The sequence below is a fragment of the Sphingomonas sp. NY01 genome, from assembly GCF_038809135.1.
GTDB classification, from domain to species: Bacteria; Pseudomonadota; Alphaproteobacteria; order Sphingomonadales; family Sphingomonadaceae; genus Sphingomonas; species Sphingomonas carotinifaciens.
The window spans coordinates 1572061-1594236 of the sequence record NZ_CP101722.1; the positions used below are offsets into that span (position 1 = coordinate 1572061).

General features: G+C 69.0%; 16 protein-coding genes. 4 read left to right on the forward strand and 12 right to left on the reverse strand.

Going from position 1 to position 22176, the window contains the following annotated elements; all coding sequences use genetic code 11:
* Positions 1 to 53: 53 nt before the first annotated feature.
* The 6 genes from NPJ82_RS07800 to NPJ82_RS07825 form a co-directional block, all read right to left on the reverse strand.
* Positions 54 to 1166 (reverse strand): glycoside hydrolase family 88 protein, encoded by a 1113-nt coding sequence (locus tag NPJ82_RS07800; RefSeq protein WP_267350921.1) that lies wholly within the window; start codon positions 1164 to 1166, stop codon positions 54 to 56.
* Between the two features lies 1 nt (position 1167).
* Positions 1168 to 4182, reverse strand: coding sequence for a beta-galactosidase (locus NPJ82_RS07805; RefSeq protein ID WP_342658903.1), 3015 nt, complete (start codon positions 4180 to 4182; stop codon positions 1168 to 1170).
* Positions 4175 to 4489 carry an L-rhamnose mutarotase gene (locus tag NPJ82_RS07810; protein WP_342658904.1) on the reverse strand — a complete coding sequence of 105 codons (315 nt, stop codon included), beginning with the start codon at positions 4487 to 4489 and terminating at the stop codon, positions 4175 to 4177. Before NPJ82_RS07810 ends, NPJ82_RS07805 begins: the two co-directional genes overlap by 8 nt.
* A 75-nt stretch (positions 4490 to 4564) precedes the next feature.
* The gene (locus tag NPJ82_RS07815) at positions 4565 to 6010 is read right to left on the reverse strand and encodes a right-handed parallel beta-helix repeat-containing protein (RefSeq protein ID WP_342658905.1); all 1446 of its coding nucleotides are present in this window, start codon (positions 6008 to 6010) and stop codon (positions 4565 to 4567) included.
* 26 nt (positions 6011 to 6036) lie between these two features.
* Positions 6037 to 6801: an SDR family NAD(P)-dependent oxidoreductase gene (locus NPJ82_RS07820; protein ID WP_342658983.1), complete on the reverse strand. Its 765-nt coding sequence runs from the start codon at positions 6799 to 6801 to the stop codon at positions 6037 to 6039.
* A gap of 23 nt (positions 6802 to 6824) precedes the next feature.
* Positions 6825 to 7610: an IclR family transcriptional regulator gene (locus tag NPJ82_RS07825; RefSeq protein WP_342658906.1), complete on the reverse strand. Its 786-nt coding sequence runs from the start codon at positions 7608 to 7610 to the stop codon at positions 6825 to 6827.
* Between the two features lie 173 nt (positions 7611 to 7783).
* Between NPJ82_RS07825 and NPJ82_RS07830 the strand changes: the two genes are divergently transcribed.
* Positions 7784 to 9652 (forward strand): rhamnogalacturonan lyase, encoded by a 1869-nt coding sequence (locus tag NPJ82_RS07830; RefSeq protein ID WP_342658984.1) that lies wholly within the window; start codon positions 7784 to 7786, stop codon positions 9650 to 9652.
* 2 nt (positions 9653 to 9654) lie between these two features.
* Here the strand turns inward: NPJ82_RS07830 and NPJ82_RS07835 are convergent, their stop codons facing one another.
* The gene (locus tag NPJ82_RS07835; protein ID WP_342658907.1) at positions 9655 to 10632 is read right to left on the reverse strand and encodes an alpha/beta hydrolase; all 978 of its coding nucleotides are present in this window, start codon (positions 10630 to 10632) and stop codon (positions 9655 to 9657) included.
* 138 nt (positions 10633 to 10770) lie between these two features.
* On the opposite strand from NPJ82_RS07835, the gene NPJ82_RS07840 reads away from it, so the two are divergent.
* Both NPJ82_RS07840 and NPJ82_RS07845 read left to right on the forward strand, forming a co-directional pair.
* Entirely contained in the window at positions 10771 to 13845 is a 3075-nt protein-coding gene (locus NPJ82_RS07840; RefSeq protein ID WP_342658908.1) for a glycoside hydrolase family 2 TIM barrel-domain containing protein, read from the forward strand.
* On the forward strand, positions 13842 to 16115 hold the full coding sequence (locus NPJ82_RS07845) for a DPP IV N-terminal domain-containing protein (protein ID WP_342658909.1): 2274 nt from the start codon (positions 13842 to 13844) through the stop codon (positions 16113 to 16115). The genes NPJ82_RS07840 and NPJ82_RS07845 overlap by 4 nt, the downstream gene beginning before the upstream one ends.
* Here NPJ82_RS07845 and NPJ82_RS07850 read toward each other — a convergent pair.
* From NPJ82_RS07850 to NPJ82_RS07870, 5 genes are read right to left on the reverse strand one after another with little or no spacing between them, the layout of a single operon-like run.
* Positions 16112 to 17536 carry an efflux transporter outer membrane subunit gene (locus tag NPJ82_RS07850; RefSeq protein ID WP_342658910.1) on the reverse strand — a complete coding sequence of 475 codons (1425 nt, stop codon included), beginning with the start codon at positions 17534 to 17536 and terminating at the stop codon, positions 16112 to 16114. The two genes, NPJ82_RS07845 and NPJ82_RS07850, sit on opposite strands and share 4 nt — an antisense overlap.
* Positions 17533 to 18405, reverse strand: coding sequence for an HlyD family secretion protein (locus tag NPJ82_RS07855; RefSeq protein WP_342658911.1), 873 nt, complete (start codon positions 18403 to 18405; stop codon positions 17533 to 17535). The genes NPJ82_RS07850 and NPJ82_RS07855 overlap by 4 nt, the downstream gene beginning before the upstream one ends.
* Positions 18402 to 18635, reverse strand: coding sequence for a DUF1656 domain-containing protein (locus tag NPJ82_RS07860; protein ID WP_112382337.1), 234 nt, complete (start codon positions 18633 to 18635; stop codon positions 18402 to 18404). Before NPJ82_RS07860 ends, NPJ82_RS07855 begins: the two co-directional genes overlap by 4 nt.
* Positions 18632 to 20554, reverse strand: coding sequence for an FUSC family protein (locus NPJ82_RS07865; protein WP_342658912.1), 1923 nt, complete (start codon positions 20552 to 20554; stop codon positions 18632 to 18634). The genes NPJ82_RS07860 and NPJ82_RS07865 overlap by 4 nt, the downstream gene beginning before the upstream one ends.
* Before the next feature lie 3 nt (positions 20555 to 20557).
* Positions 20558 to 21019: a MarR family transcriptional regulator gene (locus tag NPJ82_RS07870; RefSeq protein WP_342658913.1), complete on the reverse strand. Its 462-nt coding sequence runs from the start codon at positions 21017 to 21019 to the stop codon at positions 20558 to 20560.
* Between the two features lie 160 nt (positions 21020 to 21179).
* On the opposite strand from NPJ82_RS07870, the gene NPJ82_RS07875 reads away from it, so the two are divergent.
* Entirely contained in the window at positions 21180 to 22097 is a 918-nt protein-coding gene (locus tag NPJ82_RS07875; RefSeq protein ID WP_342658914.1) for an FAD/NAD(P)-binding protein, read from the forward strand.
* Positions 22098 to 22176 lie beyond the last annotated feature (79 nt).

Consider the following 22176-nt stretch of genomic DNA (forward strand, 5'->3'; position numbering starts at 1 on the left):
TGCGGAAGGGAGCCGAGCGGCGCGGCCGGTTGGGCAGGATGAGGGCGGGGTCGTCAGATATAGGTGCGCAGGAACTCGGCGAGGGCGACCATCGCGAGGCTCTGACCATAGGGCATCGAGGTGAGGGCGATGTCCTTGTAGAATTGCTGCGTGTCGCCCATCGCGGTGCCGAAGCTGACCTGTTTCAGCTCGCCGGCGTCATCGATGTTGGCCAGTACGCCGCGGATCGCCCGGATGCCCACCGCCTCGTAATGGCGCGGCAGATAGCCCTTTCGCACGGATTTCAGGATACCATAGGCGAAGCCGGCGGTGGCCGATGCCTCCAGATAGCTGGTCGGGTCCATCACCAGCGTGTGCCACAGGCCGCTGTCGTCCTGCGTCTCGGCCAGCGTCTTCACCTGTGCGGCCAGCGTGTCGATCAGGAACAGGCGCAGCGCATCGCCTTGCGGCAGATCGAGGATCTCGATGATTTCTGGAATGGCGATCGTCACCCAGCAATTGCCGCGCGCCCATAAGGCCTCGGCGAAGTTATGCCGGCCGCCGAAATCCCAACCGTGGAACCACAGCCCGGTCTTCTTGTCGAACAGGTATTTGATATGGACGAGGAACTGTCGCTTGGCTTCCTCGATATAATGCGGCCGGTTGAGCAGCAGCCCGATCTTGGCGAGCGGGAGCACCGACATCATCAGCGTGTCGTCCCACAGCTCGCCGGGATTTTCGTCGTTGTAGACGATGTGCTGAAACCCGCCATCCTCGGTCTTGGGCAGGCCGTCGGCGGCCATCAGCCATTCCGCCCAGGTATCCAGATAGGGGATATAGCGCGGATCGGGTTCGTGTTCGTAGAGATAGGCGAGCGTGATGAACGGGGCCACCGTGTTGATGTTCTTGGTGGGCGTGCCCTCGGCGAAGCGATCCTCGAACCACTGCTTGATGATGGCGAGCGCGGCCTTGTCGCCGGTCTGCTCGTAATAGCGCCACATGCCGAACAGGCCGACGCCGTGGGTCCATTCCCAGCCGGCCCAGCCCTTGGTGTCGATGATGCGGCCATCCTCCAGATGGAGCAGGAAGGCACCGGTCTCGTCCTTGATGTTGACGAGATTGTTCATCAGCTTGCCGATCGCCTCGGTGATCGTCTGCCGGGGAATGTCGTGGGTAAGGGCGGCCAATCTATTTCTCCTGCAGGATGTCGGCGGGGCGCATGGGGGCGGCGACGGGGCGCACGACGATGCCGCCGCGCACGTTGCGCATGGTGACGAGCTTCACCGGCTCCAGCGCGTTGCCGGGGACGCCGTCGCTGGTGACGGCAAGCGCGATGGTGTTCGCGCCGTGGTGGTTGAGGATGCCTTCCGGGATCGGAAACACGCGCTGCGGCCCGACATGCGCGATGAACTGGCCCATGTTCCAGCCGTTGACGAAGATCAGAGCACGGTAGCGCGCGACGGAACGGGGGCTGGCGGTGTCGCCGAACGCGATGCCGATGGTGGCGTCCTGCCCTTTGGGTACGGCGAGGTCGAACCGGGCACGATGCCAGGTGGTGCCGGGGGCCTGCGCCGCATCCCCGCGCCAGCCCGCATCGTCGAAGCCCGGCAGGTGCCAGCCGCGTCGCTCGCCATATTGGCCGCCATTGTTGGCGGGGCCGCGCGCGGGGTCGGGCAGGTCCTCGCCACCGGCCTTGCCCTGGATCTTCCACGCGATCGGCACGCCGAAGCTGAGCCCGCCGGGTGCCTGAAGCGAGGCGGAGATCAGGCCGCGCGCTTCCTTGTGGAAGTCGTCGCTGTCCAGATCCCAGTTGTGGCCGTTGTTGCGGACCATGATGCTGATGACATGCTCGCGTGCCTCCTGCGCGGCGGCGGGCAGGTCGAACTGCGCGACCCCGGTGGTGATCGGGCGGGGAAGGCCGGCGGGCAATTCGTGCTGGCCGACGAACCGGCCGTCCATCCAGACCTGTACCATGCCCGATCCGCCCGCGCCGTAGAACAGCGCCAGTTGGCGCGCATCGGGCGTGCCGGTGAAGCGGCCGCGATACCAGACATCGCCGTCGTGAAAGCCGTAGGCGTCCATCAACAGGTTCGGCTGGCCATCGGGTCGCGCGGTGATGCTGGCATAGGGCTTGTCGCCGGCGACCTGCCATGCCCCGTCGTCGAAGCCGGGTTGCGCCTCCGGTGTGCCATCCGCGCTCCGCCATGCGAGCGTCGGCAGCGAGACGGGCGCGGGGGCGGGCAGGGGGCGGGTGGCGACGCGGCTGCCGTTCGGCGTCGCGCGCAGCGCCACGCCGGTGCCGTTCCAGCTTGCCGAGCGGATTGCGGCGGGCGCCCAGATTTCCAGCGGGGTCGCCTCGCGGGTGTCGCCGGTGAGGACCAGCCGGCTGCCCCTCGCCTCCGCGCTGCGCACAAGCGCAGGTCCACGGACAAGGGCGGGGCCTTGCCGCCAATAGCGTACCGCCTCCGCCTCATCGGTGAGGATCAACATCAGGGGCGGGCGGCCGCCTCCGTCGATGCGGACGATCGCCCGACCGTCATGCGGATAGTCGAGCAGCAGGTCGCCCCTGGTCGCGTCGAAGCGGCTCGACACGGTGCCCTCCAGCACGCGGACCTGCGGCGCGGTGAAGTAGCGCAGCACCGTCTCGCCCTGTTCGCCCGCGCGGCCGTAGAGCAGCATCAGGTCGGCGCCGTCCATGGTCAGTGCGGCCTGTAGCTCAGAGGTGGAATAGACCAGCCGCTGCCTGCAGACATTCACCCCCGCCACCAGCCATTTGGCGTCAAAGCCGTTCAGCCGCATCGGGGCTCCGGCGGGAAAGGTGTAGCGACCATCGGGCAAGTCGGCGGTGATCGTGAAACGGTCGTCGGTCTGGCCGTTCGATGGCTTGTGCGCGACCATCAGGAAGCGTGCGTCGGTTTCGGGATTGCGGTTGTGATAGGCCTGCACGTTCGGCGACGACACGGTCACGGCACCCGCGGGCACCATGCCGGCCAGATCGGGCACGGTGGCGATCAGGCCGCCGAGCTGCTTCAGCTCCTCCGCCTTGGGGCGAAGCTCGCGCGCTTCGGAAATGGCGGCGCCGTAATCATAGCTGGTGAAGACGACGGGTGCGGGCAACCAGCCCCAACTGGTGCCGCCATAGCCCATGTAGAAGCTCTGGATACCGATGCCGTTGGCGAGATTGGTGCCGTAGAAAACGCGCTGGAACCGCTTGCCGCGCTGGACGGCGTTGCACTCATAGCCGCCGTTGGAGCCCCAATAGTCGAACCAGCCACCACCGAATTCGGCGAGAAAGCCGGGCGTGTTCGGTGAGGCGGAGGCGCCGCCTTTAGCGCCGCCGAGGCCGTAATAGCCCCAGTCGGGTGCCGCGACGCTGCGCGTCGGCCGGCCCTGCACGGTACAGGTGCCGCCCGGATAGCCGTCGAAGGCGTAGAGATCGACCGGGCCCTTCACCACCTTGTCGACCGGCGAAGTCGCGGGCGTCCAGTAGCCGTTCCGACCCTGATCGTTGTGAAAGATCGGCACGGTGATGCCGTCCGCCCGCGCCTTGGCGAACAGATGGTCCATGTAGCGCGCCTGCGCCGGGGTGGTCAGCGCCAGTTCGTTTTCGATCTGGTGCAGGATGACGCTGCCGCTCCGTCCCTGCGCGTCCGGGTTTACCTGATGCCGGGCGATGATCGCGTTGACCTGCGTCAGCCATTCATCGGCGGCGGCGAGATAGGTGGGGTCGTCAGTGCGGGCGCGGCCGCGCTGGTTGACCAGCCAGCCCGGAAAGCCGCCGCGCGACAGTTCGGCATTCACATAGGGACCGGCGCGGGTGATGACCCACAGGCCCTCTTCCTCCGCCATGGTCAGCACGCGTTCGACATCGCGGATGCCGGTGAAGTCGTACACACCCTGTTTGGGGCTGTGATAACCCCAGTCGAAATACAGGGCGACGGTGTTGAAGCCGCTGGCCTTCATCTTTTGCAGCACGTCGCGCCAGAGATCGGGGCTGGGCAGGCGGAACGGGTGGAACTCGCTGGACCAGATGATGCGGCGCGTGTTGTCGATCATCAGCGATCGGGCGTCGAACGATACCCGGCCGAAGCGTTGCACCGGCGCCTGCAGGTTGGCGGTGGCTTGCGCGACCTGTGCCGGGGCGGGCATCGCTCCCGTCGCCATCGTCGCGACGAGCAGCGCGGCGGTGGCCGCCTTATGCATGGTGGAAGATCAGCGGCAGGGGCCATTCCTTTGGCCGGTTGTCGGACTCCACCTCCATCAGCGGCGCCATGTACGCCCACCAGCGCTGCATCACCGGATGATCGGGCAGCGTGTCGCGCGTGTTGCCGTCGGCCAGCTTCAGCACGGCGAACAGCGACAGCGTCTCCTCGTCCAGAAAGATCGAATAATCGTGGATGCCGCTTTCGGTCAGCAGCGCGGAAAGCTCGGGCCAGATGGCGTCATGACGGCGGCGATACTCGTCGACCACGCCCGGCTTCAGCCGCATCCTGAACGCGTGGATCGTCATGCCACCTCCCGATGAACCATTATCTGGAACTATTATGCACCAAATGGTATATGGCTTTGGCGGTGCCGTCAAACCCTAACCGTGCCAGAGGGGCGTTCGCCGGATGGCGACGTCGCGCACATGCTCGGTGACGATCGGGGGGCGGGCATCGTGGGTGGCGACCGCCAGGTGCAGGTCGTCGATGCTCAGGCCGCGTGCATGGCGCACCCACAGGCCCCAGGCGGGCAGGATGCCGAACATGCTGGGCTCCGGATAGGCGCGCGCCATCTCCGGCGGGCGGCGCGCGGCATCGGCGGGGGTGCCGCCACCGGCGTAGGTCAGGCGGATGTCGTGGAGGCGGATGTCGTCGACGGGGTGGCCGGCCAGCCCGGCGATGGTGGCGGCGAAGCGGGGGTCGATGCCGGTGGCGACGACGCGGCGGATGGTGACGCAGCGCAAGGTGCCGATGCCGGTACCGGGCGGGCCGCGGCGCCGGTCGCCGAGGCGGAGGAAGAGGGGGGCGGTGGTCACGTCGTCCATCCACAGGTCTTCGGCCACCACATCCTCGATGCTGCCGCCGTCCACCACCTCCAGCGCAAGGCCGCGGCAGTGATGGAAGCGGCAATGCTGGATACGGATGCGGCGGAACGCGCCGTTACTCTCGGTGCCCAGCTTGATGCGGCCGGTCGGCCGGTCCCGGTCGGGCGCCAGTTGCAGGGTGGTGCGACAGGTGCCGTCGAGCAGGGTGCCGGGGTCGTAGCCCGAGACGGTGCAATGGCGGATGGTGATGTCCTGCGCGGGGCGGACGCTGCCCAGCGCGAGGCTGGTCTTCACCACGATCGCGTCGTCATTGGGGGTGTTGACGCGGCAATGTTCGACCAGCGTGTCAGACACCCCGTCCAGATCGATGCCGTCGCGGTCCGTGTCGATCGTCAGATGGTCGATGTGCAGGCCGTGCGTGCCGGTGGCGAGGATCGCGAAATGGCCGCAGCGGGCCATGGAAAAGCCGGACAGACGGATGTCGCGCCCGCCGCGCAGCGCGATCGCCTTGTTGCCCTGCCCGCGCATCGCGGCCGCCTCCGGCTCCAGCGCGGCGATCTGCGCGGTGGTCATGCCGTCCATCGACACCGGCCGTTCGCCGACCTGCGCGGACCAGCGCGCGCCGGGACCGTCGCGGGTCAGCCCCTCGCCATCGATCAGGCCGGGGCCGATGATCGCGACCTGCCGGACATCCTCGCCCCAGAACAGGCTGTTGCGCCAATGGCTGTGGCCGAAATCCTGATAGAGCTGTGCCCCGCGATCCTCCGGATCGTCATAGCGGCCCGGATGGCGCGCCGGGTCGGCGGCGACGATCACCGCGCCCGCCTGCAAAAGGATCGTCACCCCACCGTGCAGCCGCATCGAAAAACACAGATACCGACCCGGCGGGATCAGCACGGTGCCCCCGCCCGCCATCGCGGCGATGGCCGCGGCAATGGCGGGACTGTCGATCGCCACCCCGTCGCCGCGGGCGCCGTGCGCGCGGACGTCGGCGATCCGCACGGCGTGCGCGGGGAAGGGCAGCGGTGCTATTGGAGGTTCACGTACAGGCCGCCATCGACCAGCAGCGAGGCGCCGGTGACGTAGCGGGCGAGGTCGGAGGCAAGGAACACGGTGGGGCCGACCAGATCCGCGGGCTGGCCCAGGCGGCCGAGCGGCACGCGCCCCTCCATCGACCGGCGCTTGTTCTCGTCGGCGAGGTCGTCCTTGTTGATGTCGGTCAGGATGGTGCCGGGGAACAGCGAGTTGCAGCGGATATTGTGCCGGCCCAGTGCAATGGCGGCCGATTGCATCAGCGAATGAAGCCCCGCCTTGGTGGGGGTGTAATGCGTCTGATACTCGCCGCCGACAAGCGCGGAGATGGACGACATGGCGATGATCGATCCGCCATCCCCTTGCTCGACCATGCGGTTTGCGGCCGCCTGCACCATGAAATAGGCGCCGTGCAGATTTACGCGCATGGTGCGCTCGAACGTTTCGACCGGCATGTCGAGAAAGGCGTGGAACGGGCAGATGCCCGCATTGTTGACGAAGGCGTCGATCCGGCCGAGCGCGTCGACTGCGCGGTCGATGAAGTCCCGTGCGGTCTGCGGATCGGCGACATCGCCCTGTATGGCCACCGCGCGGCGGCCCAGTGCCTCGATCGCCGCCACCGCGCCGTCGGCACCCGCCTGATCACGCGAAAAGTTGAGCGCGACGTCGGCACCGTGTTCGGCGCACCCGATCGCGACCGCACGGCCGATCCCTGCGGACGCGCCGGTGACCAGCACGACCTTGCCTTCGAGCAGCATTATCCGTCTCCCTTGTCGCCGTCCGCTCAGTCCGCGGCGGCTTCGTAACCCAGTTCGGCACTGATCGCGCCTGCGGTACCGCGCACTTCCTCCGCCAGTTCCGCCATACGCTCGTCGCTCATATATTGCGCCGCACTCGACACGCTGATCGCGCCGATGATCTGGCGCGACGCGTTGCGGATGGGGGCGGAGACGCAGCGTATCTGGTCTTCGTTCTCCTCAAGGTCGAACGCGTTGCCGCACTGCGCATAGCCCTGCATCCGCGAGCGCCACTGCTCCGGCTCCGCCGGGGGGGCGCCCGCCTCCTGCTCGGCCGCGAAACGCTCCATCCAGTAGGTGGGCGAATGATCGAGCATCAGCGCCTTGCCGAGACCGGTCGAACTCAGCGGATGGCGATCGCCAACCCGGCTGGAAATGTTGATGCGGCGGCGTCCGGGCACCTTGTCCAGATACAGCGCGGAATCGCCGTCGAGGATGCCCAGATGCACGGTATCCTCGGTCGAGGCGGCGAGCGTTTCCAGATAGGGGCGGGCGACCTGGACGAGATCGGCCTGGGTCTGGGCGAGGGTGCCGAGCAGGAGGAGCTTGGGGCCGAGGCGGTAGCCGGAGCGGGGGGTGAAGGCGAGGTAGCCGCGATCGACCAGCGCGGACAGCAGCCGGTGCGTCGTGCTCTTGGTAAGGTCCAGCCGCTGCGCCAGCTCGCTGAGCGTCAGCACCTCGTGGCTGACCGCCTCGATCAGGTCGAGGCCGCGCATCAGCGTCTGGCTGCCCGCGCCGATCGATCCGCCGTCCGTCTTGTCCATTGTCGCCATGCCGTCCTCTCGCCCACTCTATAGAACGGGTTCCTGAATGCTGGCAACGTTCATGGCATGCTGTCAATCTCATATAGTGAATGACAGTTCCGAAAAATGCGGTCATCATTCCTTTTGGGATGGGCAGAGGACGAGGCTGATCGACGATGACGCGGTGGTACGGACTGGTGCTGATGATCGGCAGCATGGCGACGGCGGCTTCGGCACAGCCTTCGCGCGTGGCGGAGCGGCTGGATCGCGGCGTGGTGGCGACGCCGGTGGTGGCGGGCACCGCGGGCGGCGGATGGCTGGTCAGCTGGCGGCTGCTCGGCAGCGACCCGGCGGACATACGCTTTCATGTCTACCGGGACGGACGGCGGATCACGAAACAGCCGCTCGCCAAGGCGACCGCGTTCGTCGATCCGGCGGGTTCGCCGCAGGCGCGCTATACGGTCAAGCCAGTGTCGGGTGCGATGAGCGGGCCGGCGCTGATGCTGCCCCAAGGCTATCTGTCCATCGCGCTGACGCCGCCGCCGGGGGGAACGACGCCCGACGGGCAACGCTATGACTATACCGCCAACGACGCCAGCGTCGGCGATCTGGACGGCGACGGGCGCTACGAGATCGTGCTGAAGTGGGACCAGACGAACAGCCACGACAACAGCCAGGCGGGCTATACCGGCAATGTCATCCTAGACGCCTATACACTGGAGGGGCGGCGCCTGTGGCGGATCGACCTAGGGCGCAACATTCGCGCCGGGGCGCATTATACGCAGTTCCTGGTCTATGATTTCGACGGGGACGGCCGCGCCGAACTGGCGTGCAAGACGGCGGACGGTACCGTCGATGGCACGGGCGTGGTGATCGGCGATGCGGCGGCGGACTGGCGGTCCCATGCCGGCGAGGTGCCGCAGGCGGACCGCACCGGTGCGAAAACCCTGCCCGACGGGCGCAAGGTGGCGGTGCTGACCGGGCGTATCCTGAACGGGCCGGAATATCTGACCGTGTTCGACGGGCGGACGGGGCGGGCGCTGGACACCGCCCCCTATGATCCACCGCGCGGACCCTCCGACGTGGCGACGATGACCGCGACCTGGGGCGACGGCTATGCCAATCGTGCCGACCGTTTCCTGGCGGGCGTCGCCTATCTGGACGGCAAGCGGCCCAGCATGATTTTCGGCCGCGGCTATTATGCGCGCACCGCGGTGGCGGCATGGGATTTTCGCGACGGCAAGCTTGCCAAGCGCTGGCTGTTCGACAGTGCGGCGCCAGGGCAGCAGGATTATGCCGACCGCGGCAACCACCAGTTGAGCATCGCCGATGTCGATGCCGATGGCCGCGACGAGGTGATCTATGGATCAATGGCGATCGACGATACCGGCCGCGGCTTGTGGACGGTGCCGCTCTATCACGGCGATGCCATGCATGTCGGCGATCTCGACCCCGCCCGCCCCGGACTGGAGAAATGGGGGGTGCATGAACAGGTGAAGAGCAATGGCGGCATCGGATCGGCGCTGCTCGATGCGCGTACCGGCGAGATCCTGTGGAGCAAGCCGGCGCAGGAGGATACCGGGCGCGGGCTGGCCGTCGATATCGACCCGCGCCATCCGGGCGCCGAGTTCTGGGGATCGAACAGCCGCGACCTGTTCGATGTCGCGGGACGCCGGATCGGTCCGGCGCCGAGGGTCGCCAATTTCGCGATCTGGTGGGACGGCGACCTGCTGCGCGAGTTGCTGGATGGAACGACGATCAGCAAGTGGAACTGGACCACGGCGACCGAGACCCCGCTGCTGCATCCCGCCGATGTCGCATCGAACAACGGGACCAAGGCCAATCCCACGCTGCAGGCCGACATATTGGGCGACTGGCGCGAAGAGGTGATCTGGCGCGCGGCGGACAACCGGTCGCTGCGCATCTATGTCACGCCCTATCCGACCGACCACCGGCTGGTCACGCTGATGCACGACCCGGTATACCGGATGGGGGTGGCGTGGCAGAACGTCGCGTACAACCAGCCACCGCATCTCAGCTACTTCCCGAAGCCGGCGGGCACGGCGGAATGACGTCAGGCGGGCCAGCGGTGATCGCTGGCCCAGCCAAGGAACAGGTCCAGCCAGGGCACGGCCGCACCGTTCCGCCGGTTGGCCGGCGGACCATGGCCGCCATGTTCGAAGATCAGCAGTTCGGTGGGGATGCGCGCAGAGCGTAGCGCTTCCCATAGCAGCAGGCTGTTGCGGATCGGGACGACGGGATCGTCGGCGTTGCCGGTGATGAAGGTCGGGGGCGTGTCGGCGGGGAGGTTTCGTTCGGTGGAGTAGCGTTGCTGCCACGCGGGATCGGCGGCGTGGGAGCCGAGCAGGCGTTCGCGGGACGCGGCGTGGACGCCGTCGTCGCCCATGGTGACGACCGGGTAGAACAGGCCGGCGACCAGGGGTCTGGCGGACAGCGCGTCGTTGGCGTCGACCGGCGCATAGGTCTGCGTCGCGGCCTGGGTGGCGAGGCGGGCGGCGAGGTGGCCGCCGGCGGAAAAGCCGGTGACGGCGACGCGGGCGGGGTCCACCGTCCAGCGCTTGCCCGCCTGGCCGCGGATGAGCCGCATCGCGCGCTGCGCATCCTGGAGCGGGGTGTCCGGACCCGCGGCCCAGCCGTCATGCGGCAGGCGGTAGAGCAGTTCAAAGGCGGTGATGCCGATGGCGGCCAGCCGGCGCGCCACGTCTCCGCCGGTGCGGCCGGTCGCCACGCGGGCATAGCCGCCGCCGGGACAGATCAGCACCGCCGCACCATTGGGCCGCTCGGGATGGACGACGGTGAGCATGGGCGTGGCGACATGCGGCCAGGCAATGTCGTCGGGCTTGTTTTCGGGTGAGCGGAACACGCTTTGGTCGGTCACGTCCACCCCCTCGCCGCCGGGCGGCCGGCCCGGCCATAGCGGGAGGCGCTCGACACGAAGCGGGGGCGCAGCGGCAACGGTCAGGGGAAGAAGACCGCCCATTCCGGCGGCAAGCAGCATGCGGCGTGACGTCCCGTCCCTGTTCATCCGCATTCTACCTTCGGCTCTTATCGTTTGATCGTGCAATGCGTTGACCGGCATTGCAACCGCATGCGGGCCGGGCCGCGGTCATCGGGGATTGATCGATCGCAAATCACTGTTACGGTATACGAAATACCGGTTGGAGTGATGATGTCGGTACGCTTATCGCTGTTGGTCGCGCTGGTTGCCGCACCCGTGGCGGCGCAGCAGGCTGAGTGGGAACGGCCAGAGGTGATCCGTGAAGGTGCGGAGCCGATGCACGCGACCTTTGCCGGGTTCGAGACGAAGCAGGCCGCGCTCCGGGGCGATGTCCGCCGCTCGCGCTATCATCTGTCGCTGGACGGCGACTGGCGGATGAAGCTGGCCCCCGATCCGGAAGCACGCCCCAAGGGGTTCGAGCAGCCGGGATATGACGTGTCCGGCTGGGGCACGATGCGCGTGCCGGGGATTTTGCAGGCCGAGGGCCATGGCGGGCCGGTGTTCGTCGGCAGCGGCTATCCTTTCCCGCGCAACCAGCCGCTGATCGATCATTCCGTAAACGAGGTCGCGTCCTATCGGCGCGACGTGGTGGTGCCGGCGCATTTCGCCGGGCGCCGAATGCTGTTGACCATCGGGGCGGCGGGTGCGGCCTATTATCTGTGGGTCAACGGGCAGCGGGTCGGCTATTCGGAGGACTCCAAGCTGCCGGCGGAGTTCGACGTCACCCGCCAGATGCATGTCGGGCGCAATACGGTGGCGATCGAACTCTATCGCTATGCCGATGGCAGCTATCTGGAGGACCAGGATTTCTGGCGGGTGAACGGGATCGAGCGGAGCGTGTCGCTCTATGCCGCGCCGGCCACGCATATCCGGGACCTGGACGTGTCGGCGGGGCTGGACGCCGGCTATCGCGACGGGCGGCTGAAGCTGGGTGTCGCGGTCGGCGGGGCGGCGGGAGGCGTGCGGGTGCGCGCCACGGTGCTGGACGGCAAGCGCGCGGTGCTGGTGCGCGAAGGGGCGCCGGATGCGCAGCGCATGGTGACGCTGGCGGGCGACATCGCAGGGGTGCGGGCATGGAGCGCGGAGGCGCCGTCGCTCTACACGCTGCTGGTCGAACTGCTCGATGCGCGGGGGCGGGTGATCGAGGCGACGAGCCGGCGCATCGGGTTCCGCACCGTCGAGATCGCAGGCGGCGAGGTGCGGGTGAACGGCCGGCGGATCATGATCCGCGGCGTCAACCGGCACGAACATGACCCCCACACGATTCGGATCATGTCCGATGCCACGCTGCGCCGCGATCTGGAACTGATGAAGGCGGGCAACGTCAACGCCTTGCGATTGTCGCATTATCCCAATGACGAGCGCATCTATGCGCTGGCGGACGAGGTCGGCCTGTACCTGATGGACGAGGCCGATATCGAGAGTCACGGCTATCTCAGCCTGTTCCAGCAGACGGGGGACGAAAGCGTGCTGTTGGGCCACAGGCCGGAATGGAAGGCCGCACATCTCGACCGGGTGCAGCGCATGGTGGAGCGGGACAAGAACCACCCGTCGGTCATCTTCTGGTCGCTCGGCAATGAGACGGGGACGGGGCCAAATTTCGAGGCGGCGGCCAAGTGGGTGAAGGCGCGCGACCCGTCGCGGCTCGTCAGCTTTCTGGGGCACAGCATGAGCGGCTGGCGGCATCCGGTGAACGACTATGTCGACATCTTCGCGCCCATGTACGACGATATCGAGAAGATCGCCGATTATGCGGTGCGGCCCGAATTCAAGCAGCCGCTGATCCTGTGCGAATATGCCCATGCGATGGGCAACAGCCTGGGCAACTTCCAGGATTATTGGGACACGATCCGCGCCCACCGCAAGCTTCAGGGCGGCTTTATCTGGGACTGGGTGGACCAGACGCTGATCCGCAAGGACGCGGCGGGCCGCGACTATTGGGCGCAAGGGCCGGACTTCGACAACAAGGGCGGCGACGACAGTCCGGTGGGCGACGGGGTGATCCGGTCCGATCGCACGCCCGACCCGGAATATCATGAAATGGCCAAGGTCTATGCGCCGATCGGGTTCGAGCGGATGGCGCCGGGCTATGTCGTGGTGAACCGGCACGATCATGTCGACCTGTCCGGCTACACGCTCGACTGGGCGATGCTGGAGGACGGGGTCGAGGTGGCGCGAGGGAATATCCCGGTGCCCGTGGTGGCACCGGGGGGACGTGCCCCGCTGCAACTGACGCCGCCTGCGGCGCGCGATCCGTCTGCGGAACGGCGACTGGTGCTGCGCGCGCGGGCGAAGGCGGGGGCGATCCCGCTGGTCGATACGGGACATGTGGTCGGCTGGGAACAGTTCGCGCTGACCGGGCCGCGGGAGCTGCCGGCGGTCGCGCAGGGCGTGGCGCCGGTCGACGGGGGCGCGGTGCTGCGGCTGGCGGCGGGCGGCGCGGTGCTGGAGGTGGACAAGGTCAGCGGGCTGCTGCGCGGCTATGCGCGCGGCGGGCGGATGCTGCTGACCGGTGGCGCGCCCGATTTCTGGCGGGCGCCGACCGACAACGACATCGGCGCGAACGTCCCGACCAGCCATGCGATGTGGAAGCAGTTCAGCGAGCACCGGCGGGTCGATGCGGTGCGGAGCGAGGGCGATGCCATTGTCGTGATGCACGACATGGGCGTGGGATCGGTGAAGATGGAGACGCGGTGGACGATGGCGGCGGACGGCACCGCGCGCGGGGACGTGACGTTCACGCCGATCCGCGACGACTTGCCCGATCCGCTGCGCGTGGGGTTGCAGTTCCGGACACCGCCGGCGCTGGACCGGGTGCGCTGGTATGGCCGGGGGCCGCATGAAACCTATGTCGACCGCCGGACGAGCGGGCTGATCGCCCAGTGGGGCGGCACGCTGGCCGAGCAATATCACGGCTATGCCCGGCCGCAGGAGAGCGGGACGAAGCAGGATGTGCGCTGGATCGTGCTGGAGGACGAGGGCGGCCGAGGGCTGAAGCTGACCGGCGGGCAGCCGCTGGCGGTGAATGCGCTGGCGTTTCCCTATGCCGACCTGGCCATGCAGCCGGCCGGCAAGGCGCATAGCTCGGACATCCGCCCGCATGGCGACGGCACGCTGCTGGTCGATGCCGCGCAAGCGGGTGTCGGCGGCGATACCGGGTGGAGCCTGGATGGGCGCGCGCACATGCAATACCGGGTGCCGCTGAAGCCGATACGCTGGTCGTTCACGCTGGGGGCGGCACGATGAAGGCGATGCTGATCGCACTGTCGCTGATGCAGGCGGCGGCGCCGGTGTCGGACGGGGCACAGGACGCGACCGAGCGTTCGATCGGCCTGCGCGACAGGTGGCAGTGGCTGACCCGCGACATCGCCTTTCCGGCGGAATGGGACGGCGACGGGCGACATTTCCATTATCGCAAGACGGTGGCGGGCGGCTTCGCCTTCGTCGATGTCGATGCAACGATGCAAGCCAGGCGGCCGGCGTTCGACGCCGCCGCACTGGCGCCGGCGCTCGCCCGCGTGCTGGACCGGCCGGTCGATCCGCTGCGCCTGCCGTTCGAGCATTTCGCGTATCAGGACGGGCGGGGCGCGATCGTCGCGATGATCGACTACCAACCCTATCGCTGCACGCTGGTGGCGCCGCAGTGCGAAAAGCTGGTGGATCGACACCGGCCGCGCGGCTTCGGCGTGGTGCGCGACCTGAGCGTGCCGGCGCTGAACGATCCGCAAGCCTCGCCCGACGGGAGGCTGGAGGCGCTGGTCATCGACGATAATCTGGTCGTGCGCGACGCGGGCGGCGGGCGTGAGCATTGGCGCAGCGCCGATGGCAGCGCGGGCGACTTCTACGATCCCGAAAGCATCGCCTGGGCGCCGGATGGCCGCCATGTCGCAGCGTACCGGATACAGCCGGGCTATCGCCGGATCGTGACGCGCGTCGTCGCCGCGCCGCCGGGCCGGGTGCAGCCGGTGCTGGCCGAGCAGCTTTATCCCAAACCCGGCGATGCGGTGGACCGGGAGCGGCCGGTGATCTTCGACACCGCAAGCGGGCGGCGGACGGAAGTGGCCGATACGCTGTTCCCCAATGCCTATACCCTGTCTAATCTACGCTGGCGCAAGGACGGGCGCAGCGTGGCCTTCGACTATCTCCGGCGCGGCTTCGATCAGGCCAAGGTAATCGCGGTCGATGCGGATAGCGGCGTGGCGCATGCCGCGGTGACGGAGGATACGAAGACCTTCGTCCATGCCGAGCGGCGCTTCCTGCATGATGTGAACGATGCCGGGCGCGAGCTGATCTGGGCGTCCGAGCGCGACGGGTGGCGGCACCTGTACCTGATCGACGGCACGACCGGGCGGGTGAAGCGGCAGATCACCAAAGGCGACTGGGTGGTGCGCGATATCGCGCATGTCGACGATGCGAAGCGCCGCATCTGGTTTTCGGCAAGCGGGGTGACGCCGGGCGAGGACCCGTATCACAAGCATTGGTTCCGGGTGGATTTCGACGGGCGCAACCTCGTTCGCCTGACGGACGGTGACGAGATGCACGAGGCGAGTTTTTCGCCCGACGGGACGCGCTTCGTCGATGTGCACTCGCGTACCGACCGGCCGGAGGTGGCCGAGCTTCGCGATGGTGATACCGGCCGGGTGCTCGCGGTGCTGGAGCGCGGCGATGCCAGCGCGCTGACCGCGGCGGGTTTTCGCCCGCCCGAGACGTTCGTCGCCAAGGGGCGCGACGGCCGCACCGATATCTGGGGACTGGTGGTGCGCCCGCGCGATTATGATCCCGCCAGGCGCTATCCGGTGATCGAGAACATCTATGCCGGCCCGCATGACAGCTTTGTGCCCAAGGGCTTCTGGCCATTCGGCGGCTTTTCCGGCGGCGACAAGGCGATGGGGATGCAGCAGATCGCCGATCTGGGTTTCGTCGTGGTGATGATCGACGGGATGGGGACGGCGAACCGCTCCAAGGCGTTTCACGACGTGGCGTGGAAGAACCTGGACGATTCCGGTTTTCCCGACCGGATCGCGTGGATCAAGGCGTTGGCATCGAAGGACCGGGCGGTCGATATCACGCGGGTCGGCATCTATGGCGGATCGGCGGGCGGGCAGAGTACGCTGAACGCGCTGTTGTTCCATCCCGACTTCTACAAGGTGGGTGTCGCCTATGCCGGGTGTTTCGACAACCGGATGGACAAGATCGAGTGGAACGAACAGTGGCTGGGCTGGCCGGTGGACCAGAGCTATCTGGACGCATCGGGGGTGGTGCATGCCGCCCGGTTGCAGGGCCGGTTGCTGATGGTGGTGGGCGAGCAGGATTCGAACGTCGACCCCGCCTCGACGATGCAGGTGGTCGATGCGCTGATCCGGGCGGACAAGGATTTCGAGCTGCTGGTGGTGCCCAATGGCGAGCATGCGGCGGGGCGGACGACCGGGCCGGTCCGCTATGCGCAGCGGCGACAATATGACTTCTTCCGCCGCACGCTGCTGGGCGAGCAGACGCCGAACCGGAACGCGCGCTAACCCTGCTGCCAGCCGCCGCCCAGTGCCAGGAAGAGCTGGACCTGATCGGCGGCGAGGCGGCTTTCGGCGGCGGCCAGCGTCTGTTCGGCGGTGATCGCGGTGCGCTGCGCATCGAGCACGGGGAGGAAGCCGCTGCGCCCGGCACGAAACAGTGTTTCGGCGTCGCGCGCGGCGCGGTCCGCCTGTGCGCGGGCGTCGCGCAGGGCCGCGGCACGGTCGAGGTCGCGGGCGTAGATGGTGAGCGCGCTTTCGGTTTCGCGCAGCGCCTCCAGCACCGTGCCGTCGAAGCGGGCGTAATCCGCGTCGATCTCCGCCTGTGTCGCGGCGATGCGGGCGCGCACGCGGGTGCGGTTGGGGAACTCCCAGTTGATGAGGGGGCCGAGGGAGAATTTGAAGGTGTCGCCGGCGAAGAGGTTCCGGGCGAGGCCGACCGAGCCGAGCGAGGCGCCGAGCGAGACGCGCGGGTAGAGGTTGGCGGTGGCGACGCCCAGCCGGGCGGTGGAGGCGTGGAGGCGCCATTCCGCCTGTCGGATATCGGGGCGGCGGGCGATGAGGGCGGCGCCGTCGCCGATGGGGATCGGGCGGTCGAGCGTCGGCTCGGCCGTGCAGGCGGCGGCGGCGGTGTCGATCTGTGCGGGCGGGTGGCCGGTGAGGGTGGCGAGGCGGAACAAGGCGACCTGACGGGCGGCGAGCAGGCCGGGGAGAGTGGCGCGGACCTGTGCCTCCTGCGCGGCGGAACGGGTGGTGTCGAGCGAGATGCCGCGGCCGGCGCGCACGAGGCGGCGGGTAAGGTCGGTGGTGCGGCGTTGCAGGGCGAGCGCGCGCTCCGCCACCGCGATCTCGCGCGCGGCGGAGCAGGCGGCCAGATAGGCGCGCGTCGTATCCGCCGCGACGACCACGCGGACCCCGTCGCGGGCGGCCTGGGTCGTGGCGAGATCGGCATCCGCGGCCTCCACCGCGCGGGCGATCTGGCCGACGAGGTCGATCTGGTAGGAGACGGCGGCGCCGCCCGAATAGACGAAGTTGGCCGGCAGGGCGGCGCCGGGCAGCAGTTCTTCCTCGGCGGAGCGCTGTCCATAGGCGCCGGCGCCCTGCAGCGCGGTCTGCGGCTGGCGATCGGCCCGGGCTAGATCGCGGGCGGCCTGGGCGCGGGCGATGTTGGCGGCGGCGATGCGCAGGTCGGTGTTGTGGGCGAGGGCGTCGGCGATCAGGCGGTCGAGCGCGGGGTCGCGGTAGAGTTGCCACCAGCGGTCGGGGACGGGGGCGGGGCGGAAGGCGGCGGCGTCGCCGCTGACGAAGTCCTGACGGGCCTGGGGCCTATCGGCGATGGCGTCGGGCGGGCGATGATAATCGGGGCCGGCGGTGGTGCAGGCGGCGAGCAGCGCGGCGGCGAGTGCGGGGAGGACGGCGCGGAGGGTCATGCGCGGTTACCCTGCGGCTGTACCTCGACCGTGGCGGTGCGGCCGACGACGAGGGAGGTGCCCTGCGGCACCGCATCGATCGCGATGCGCACCGGCACGCGCTGCGCGAGGCGGACCCAGCTGAAGGTCGGGTTGACGTTGGGGAGCAGGGTGCCGCCGGCGCTGCGGTCGCGATCCTCGATCCCGGCGGCAAGGCTTTGCACATGCCCGCGGATCGGCCGGTCGTCGCCCATCAGGCGGACCGCCACAGGATCGCCGACATGGATGCGGGGCAGCTTCGTTTCCTCGAAATAGCCGACGATGTGGAGCGAGCTGCGGTCGATGATCGCAAACATCGGCCGCCCGGCCGTGGCATAGTCGCCGGGGCGCATGCCGAGGTTCGACACGGTACCCGCGACGCTGGCGCGGACGGTGGTGCGCGCGAGGTTGAGCTGGGCGGTGTCGAGCGCGACGCGCGCCTGCGCCAGGGCGGCGGCGAGTTGCGCGACGCGGGCATCGCCCTGTTCGCGCACCTCGCCCGCGACGAGGTCGCCGAGCGTGCGGTTGCGCTGCGCTTCGCGCCGGGCCTGGGCAAGCTGGACCTGCTGCGCGGTCAACGCCGCCTGCGCCTGCGCCACGGCCAGGCGGTAGCGCGGGCGATCGACGATGAAGAGCGGGGCGCCGGCCGCGACCGGCTGGTTGTCGCGCACCAGCACCTCGGTGACGAGGCCGGACACGTCGGGCGCGACCTGCACCACGTCGCCACGGATGCGGCCGTCGCGGGTCCAGGGATCTTCCTCGTAATGGCGCCACAGCCGCTGGCCGCCGATCGCGGCGAGCACGACCACGCCGAGCGTGACGAGGATACGGACAATGGGAAGCATTTTCATGATGACAGGCCGAAGGCGGTGGGGAGGGGGGTGTGGGTGAGGATGGCAGCGAGGCCGGCCCACAGGATGACGGTAAGGGCGACGTCGAAGAGGCCGCGGTGCCAGACGAAGCGGTAGAGGCCGAGGCGGCCGAGCGCCCAGCCGGCAAGCTCGGCCGCGGCAAAGGCGAGAACGGCGGCGATAAGCAGCGGGTGGACGAGCACCCCGGCGATGGCGATCTCCCCGGTCATGCGGCGTGGCCCGGTACCCAGGCGGCGGCGTCGGGGAAGGCGTTGCGGCGCAGGCCGGTCAGCGCGGCGAGCAGCGGGCGGGCATGGTCGCGCCACGCGGTGTCGATCGCATCGTCGAGGCGGGCGAGCAGCGGGGCGGCGTCGCGGCGGCCCGCGACATGGGCGGCAATGTCGGCGCGCAGGCTGCCGGTGGCGCCATCCTCCAGTTGCGCGAGGGTGACGCCGAGGCGGAGTTCGCGCAAGGTGGCGGCCGCCTCGTCACGGCCGTCGTCGGTGACGTCGCCGAGGCGCGCGGCGATCAGGCCCACCCGGTCGAGCATGCGGGCGATCCAGCGGGCGAGTGCGGCCGGCGAATGCTGGTCGCGCAAGGCGGCAAAGTCGCGGCGGCCGGCGGCGCGCAGGCGGCGGACCATCGCCCCGGCGCCCAGGCTGCGGAACAGCCGCGTCGCGGCCATGGCGGCGGCGACCCCGACGAGCTGCGCGATGCTGCCGTTGACGAAGCCGGCAAAGTCGGCGGCGAAGCGGTTGGTGAGCGCCAGCCCGCCGACCAGCCCGATCGCCAGCGGCAACGCGCGCCCGTACCAGCGGGGCAGCGCCATGAACGCGCCGATCGGCAGCATGACGGGGGCAAGAACCAGGACGAGCAGCATGGGATCGGTGACGCGCGGCAGGATGGCGAACAGGTAGAGGGCGGCGACGGGCAGCGACACGATCGTCCAGATCAGGAAGCTGCGCTGCGCCGGGATGGGGTCGTCCATCGTCGAGAAGAGGCAGCAGACAACCGCGGCGATCATGGCGGCCACGGCACCCTCGGGCCAGGCGGTGGCGATCCAGAGCGCGCAGCAGCCGAGCGTCGCGACGAGCGTGGCGAGCGCGGAAAGGCCGGCAAGGCCGACGTCGCGGTGGAGCGCGGCGGTAACGGGGGCGGCGGTGATCTTGTATGCGGAGGGATTGTCGAGCGAACGGGTGAGCGCGCGTGCGTCCTGAAGCGCGTCGACCAGTTCGGCGAGGCGGTGGAGCAGGTTGAGGCGGACGAGATCGTCCCAGCCGGCAAGCGGGAGCGCCTCTGCGCGCGAGAGGCAGCGGGCGCGGATGTCGGCAGCGTCGCCCTCGCCCGCAGCGAGGGTGCGGACGGCGGCGAGTTCGTCGGCGATGCCGTCGGTGGTGCCCAGGCTGCGCATCCGGTCCTCGATCGCGGAGACGAGGGGGAGCATGAGCGCAAAGCGCTGGCGCAGCGCGGCGAGGAGCGCGCGGGTCGGGCGGCGCGCGGCGGTGTCGAAGGGGATGTGCGTCGCCATAACGTGCAGTTCGGTGACGTCGGCGGCCATGCGGCGGCGTTCGCGCGCGGTGCGGGCGGGGGGATGGAGCGAAAGCGCGTCGGCGATCCAGCTTTCCGCCTCGGCCAGCAGCGTGGCTGCGCGAGCGGCGAGCAGCGGCGTGACGCTGCGCGGAAAGACGACGGCGTGGACCAGGGCGGCGCAGATGACGCCGATGCCGATCTCTTCGGCGCGCAGGACCGCGGTGTCAAACACGGTTTCAGGGTGCGACACGCTGGGAAAACCGATCAGCGCGGCGGTGTAGCCGGCGAGCAGGAAGAGATAGGAGCGCGGCGTGCGGTCGAGCAGCGAGACGAACTGGCACAGGCCGACCCAAGCGGCGAGGGCAAGCGAAAGCAGCACCGGGCTGTTCGCCAGCGGCGGCATCAGGATGACGGTGGCGGCAGCGCCGACGATGGTGCCGGCGAGCCGGAACACCGCCTTGGACCGGACGGCGCCGCTGAGCGGCTGGCTGGTGATGTAGACCGTCATCATCGCCCAGAACGGGCGTTCCAGCCCGAGCGCGAAGGAGGCGAACAACGCCAGCATCGCGGCAGCGAAGCAGTTGACCGAAAAGATCAGTTCACGACGGCCGAGCGGCATGGATCAGCCCTGGTCCGTCGCCGCGATGGCACGCGAGAGCCGTTCCAGCACACACACGGCCGTCGTGACATCCTCCGCCGCGATACCGGCGAACAGACGCGCCCGGATCGCGGCGGATTCCACCTCCGCCTTGGCGGCCAGCGCCTTGCCGGCGGGGGAAAGGTGCAGCGTGCGGGCGCGCTTGTCCTGCGGATCGACACGCCGCTCGACCAGGCCGTCGCGCTGCATCGCATCGAGCATAGGCACCACCGAAGGCGCCTCCACGCCCAGTTCCTCGGCGAGTGTCCCCTGACGCACCCCGTCGCCGAGCCGGCCGAGCAGCATCACCGCAAGCGCGGTGGAGTGGGACAGCGACATCGCCGCCAGTCCGCGATCGACGTGGCGGCGATAGGTGCGCGCGAGCGGCATGAGCAGCGCCGTGAACTGGCGCTCCATGAAGGCGGAGGAAACCATATAGATAGCCATCTATCTATTCTTGGCAGTCGCTTCAAGTCGGCCATTTCGACAGGGCCGGATCGTTTGGCCGCTAATGTGAGTTAGGGCCGAGGTGGGCGGAACCCCTTCGCCCTCGATCACCGGACGTGGCCATGTTCGTGTTCGGGCGATCGGCGAAGGAGTGGCGGATTTGCGGACCCTGGACGTGACGATCGTCGGCATGGGCGCGTGCGGCGTGGCGGCATTCGCCGAGGCGGTGGCCCGGCTGCGCTATGAGCGGGACACGCGGGTGTCGTTCCAGCTGATTGAGCGGGACGATCCGGCGCGCGGGCTGGCGTTCGGCACCGACCAGCCGGGGCACCGGTTGAACACCGAATCCCGGCTGATGGGATTATATGACCATGAAGCCGGGGATTATCGCCGCTGGCTGGAGGCGCGCGAGGCACTGGAGCCCGACAGCGTCGTCTACGCGCGGCGCAGCGAGTACCGCCGGTATCTGAACCATGTGCTGGACCGTGCGCTGGCCGATGCGCAGGACGCCGGGATCGCGGTGACGCAGCACCGGGACGAGGCGGTGCGGATCGACGGCAATCCGGCGCGGGCGACTGTCGCGCTGGCGGGCGGTGGGCAGGTGGCGACCAACGTCGTGCTGCTGGCGATCGGCACGCCGCAGGCGGAACGCTTCGGCGACCTGGACGGCAAGCCCGGCTATTTCGACTTTCCCTGGCCGTCCGAGCGGCTGGCCAAGGGCATAGCGCGGGATGCGTCGGTGACGATCCTGGGCAGTTCGCTGAGCGCGATCGACACGCTGATGACGCTGCTGGACGAGGGGCATGAGGGCCCCGTCCTGATGGCGTCGCGCGACGGCATGTTGCCGCGCGTGGAGATACCGTCGCCGGAAAACGGGTATGAGCGTCGCCACCTGACGCTGGAGGCGATCCACCGGCGGTTGCGGACGCGGGGCGCTGCTTCTCGGTGGTCGATCTGGTGCGGCTGTTCCGGCGCGAGGTGGAGGATCTGGTCGGCCATGCGGTCGACTGGCGTGCGGTGGATCGGCGCGGCGGCGATGCGGCGGCGGGGCTGCGAGAGGATATCAACGCGGCGCTGAGCGGGGACGAGCCGTTCCAGCGCATCCTGACCGCCGCCCGGCACGACGCCACCGCGATCTGGAACCTGTTGCGGCCGCT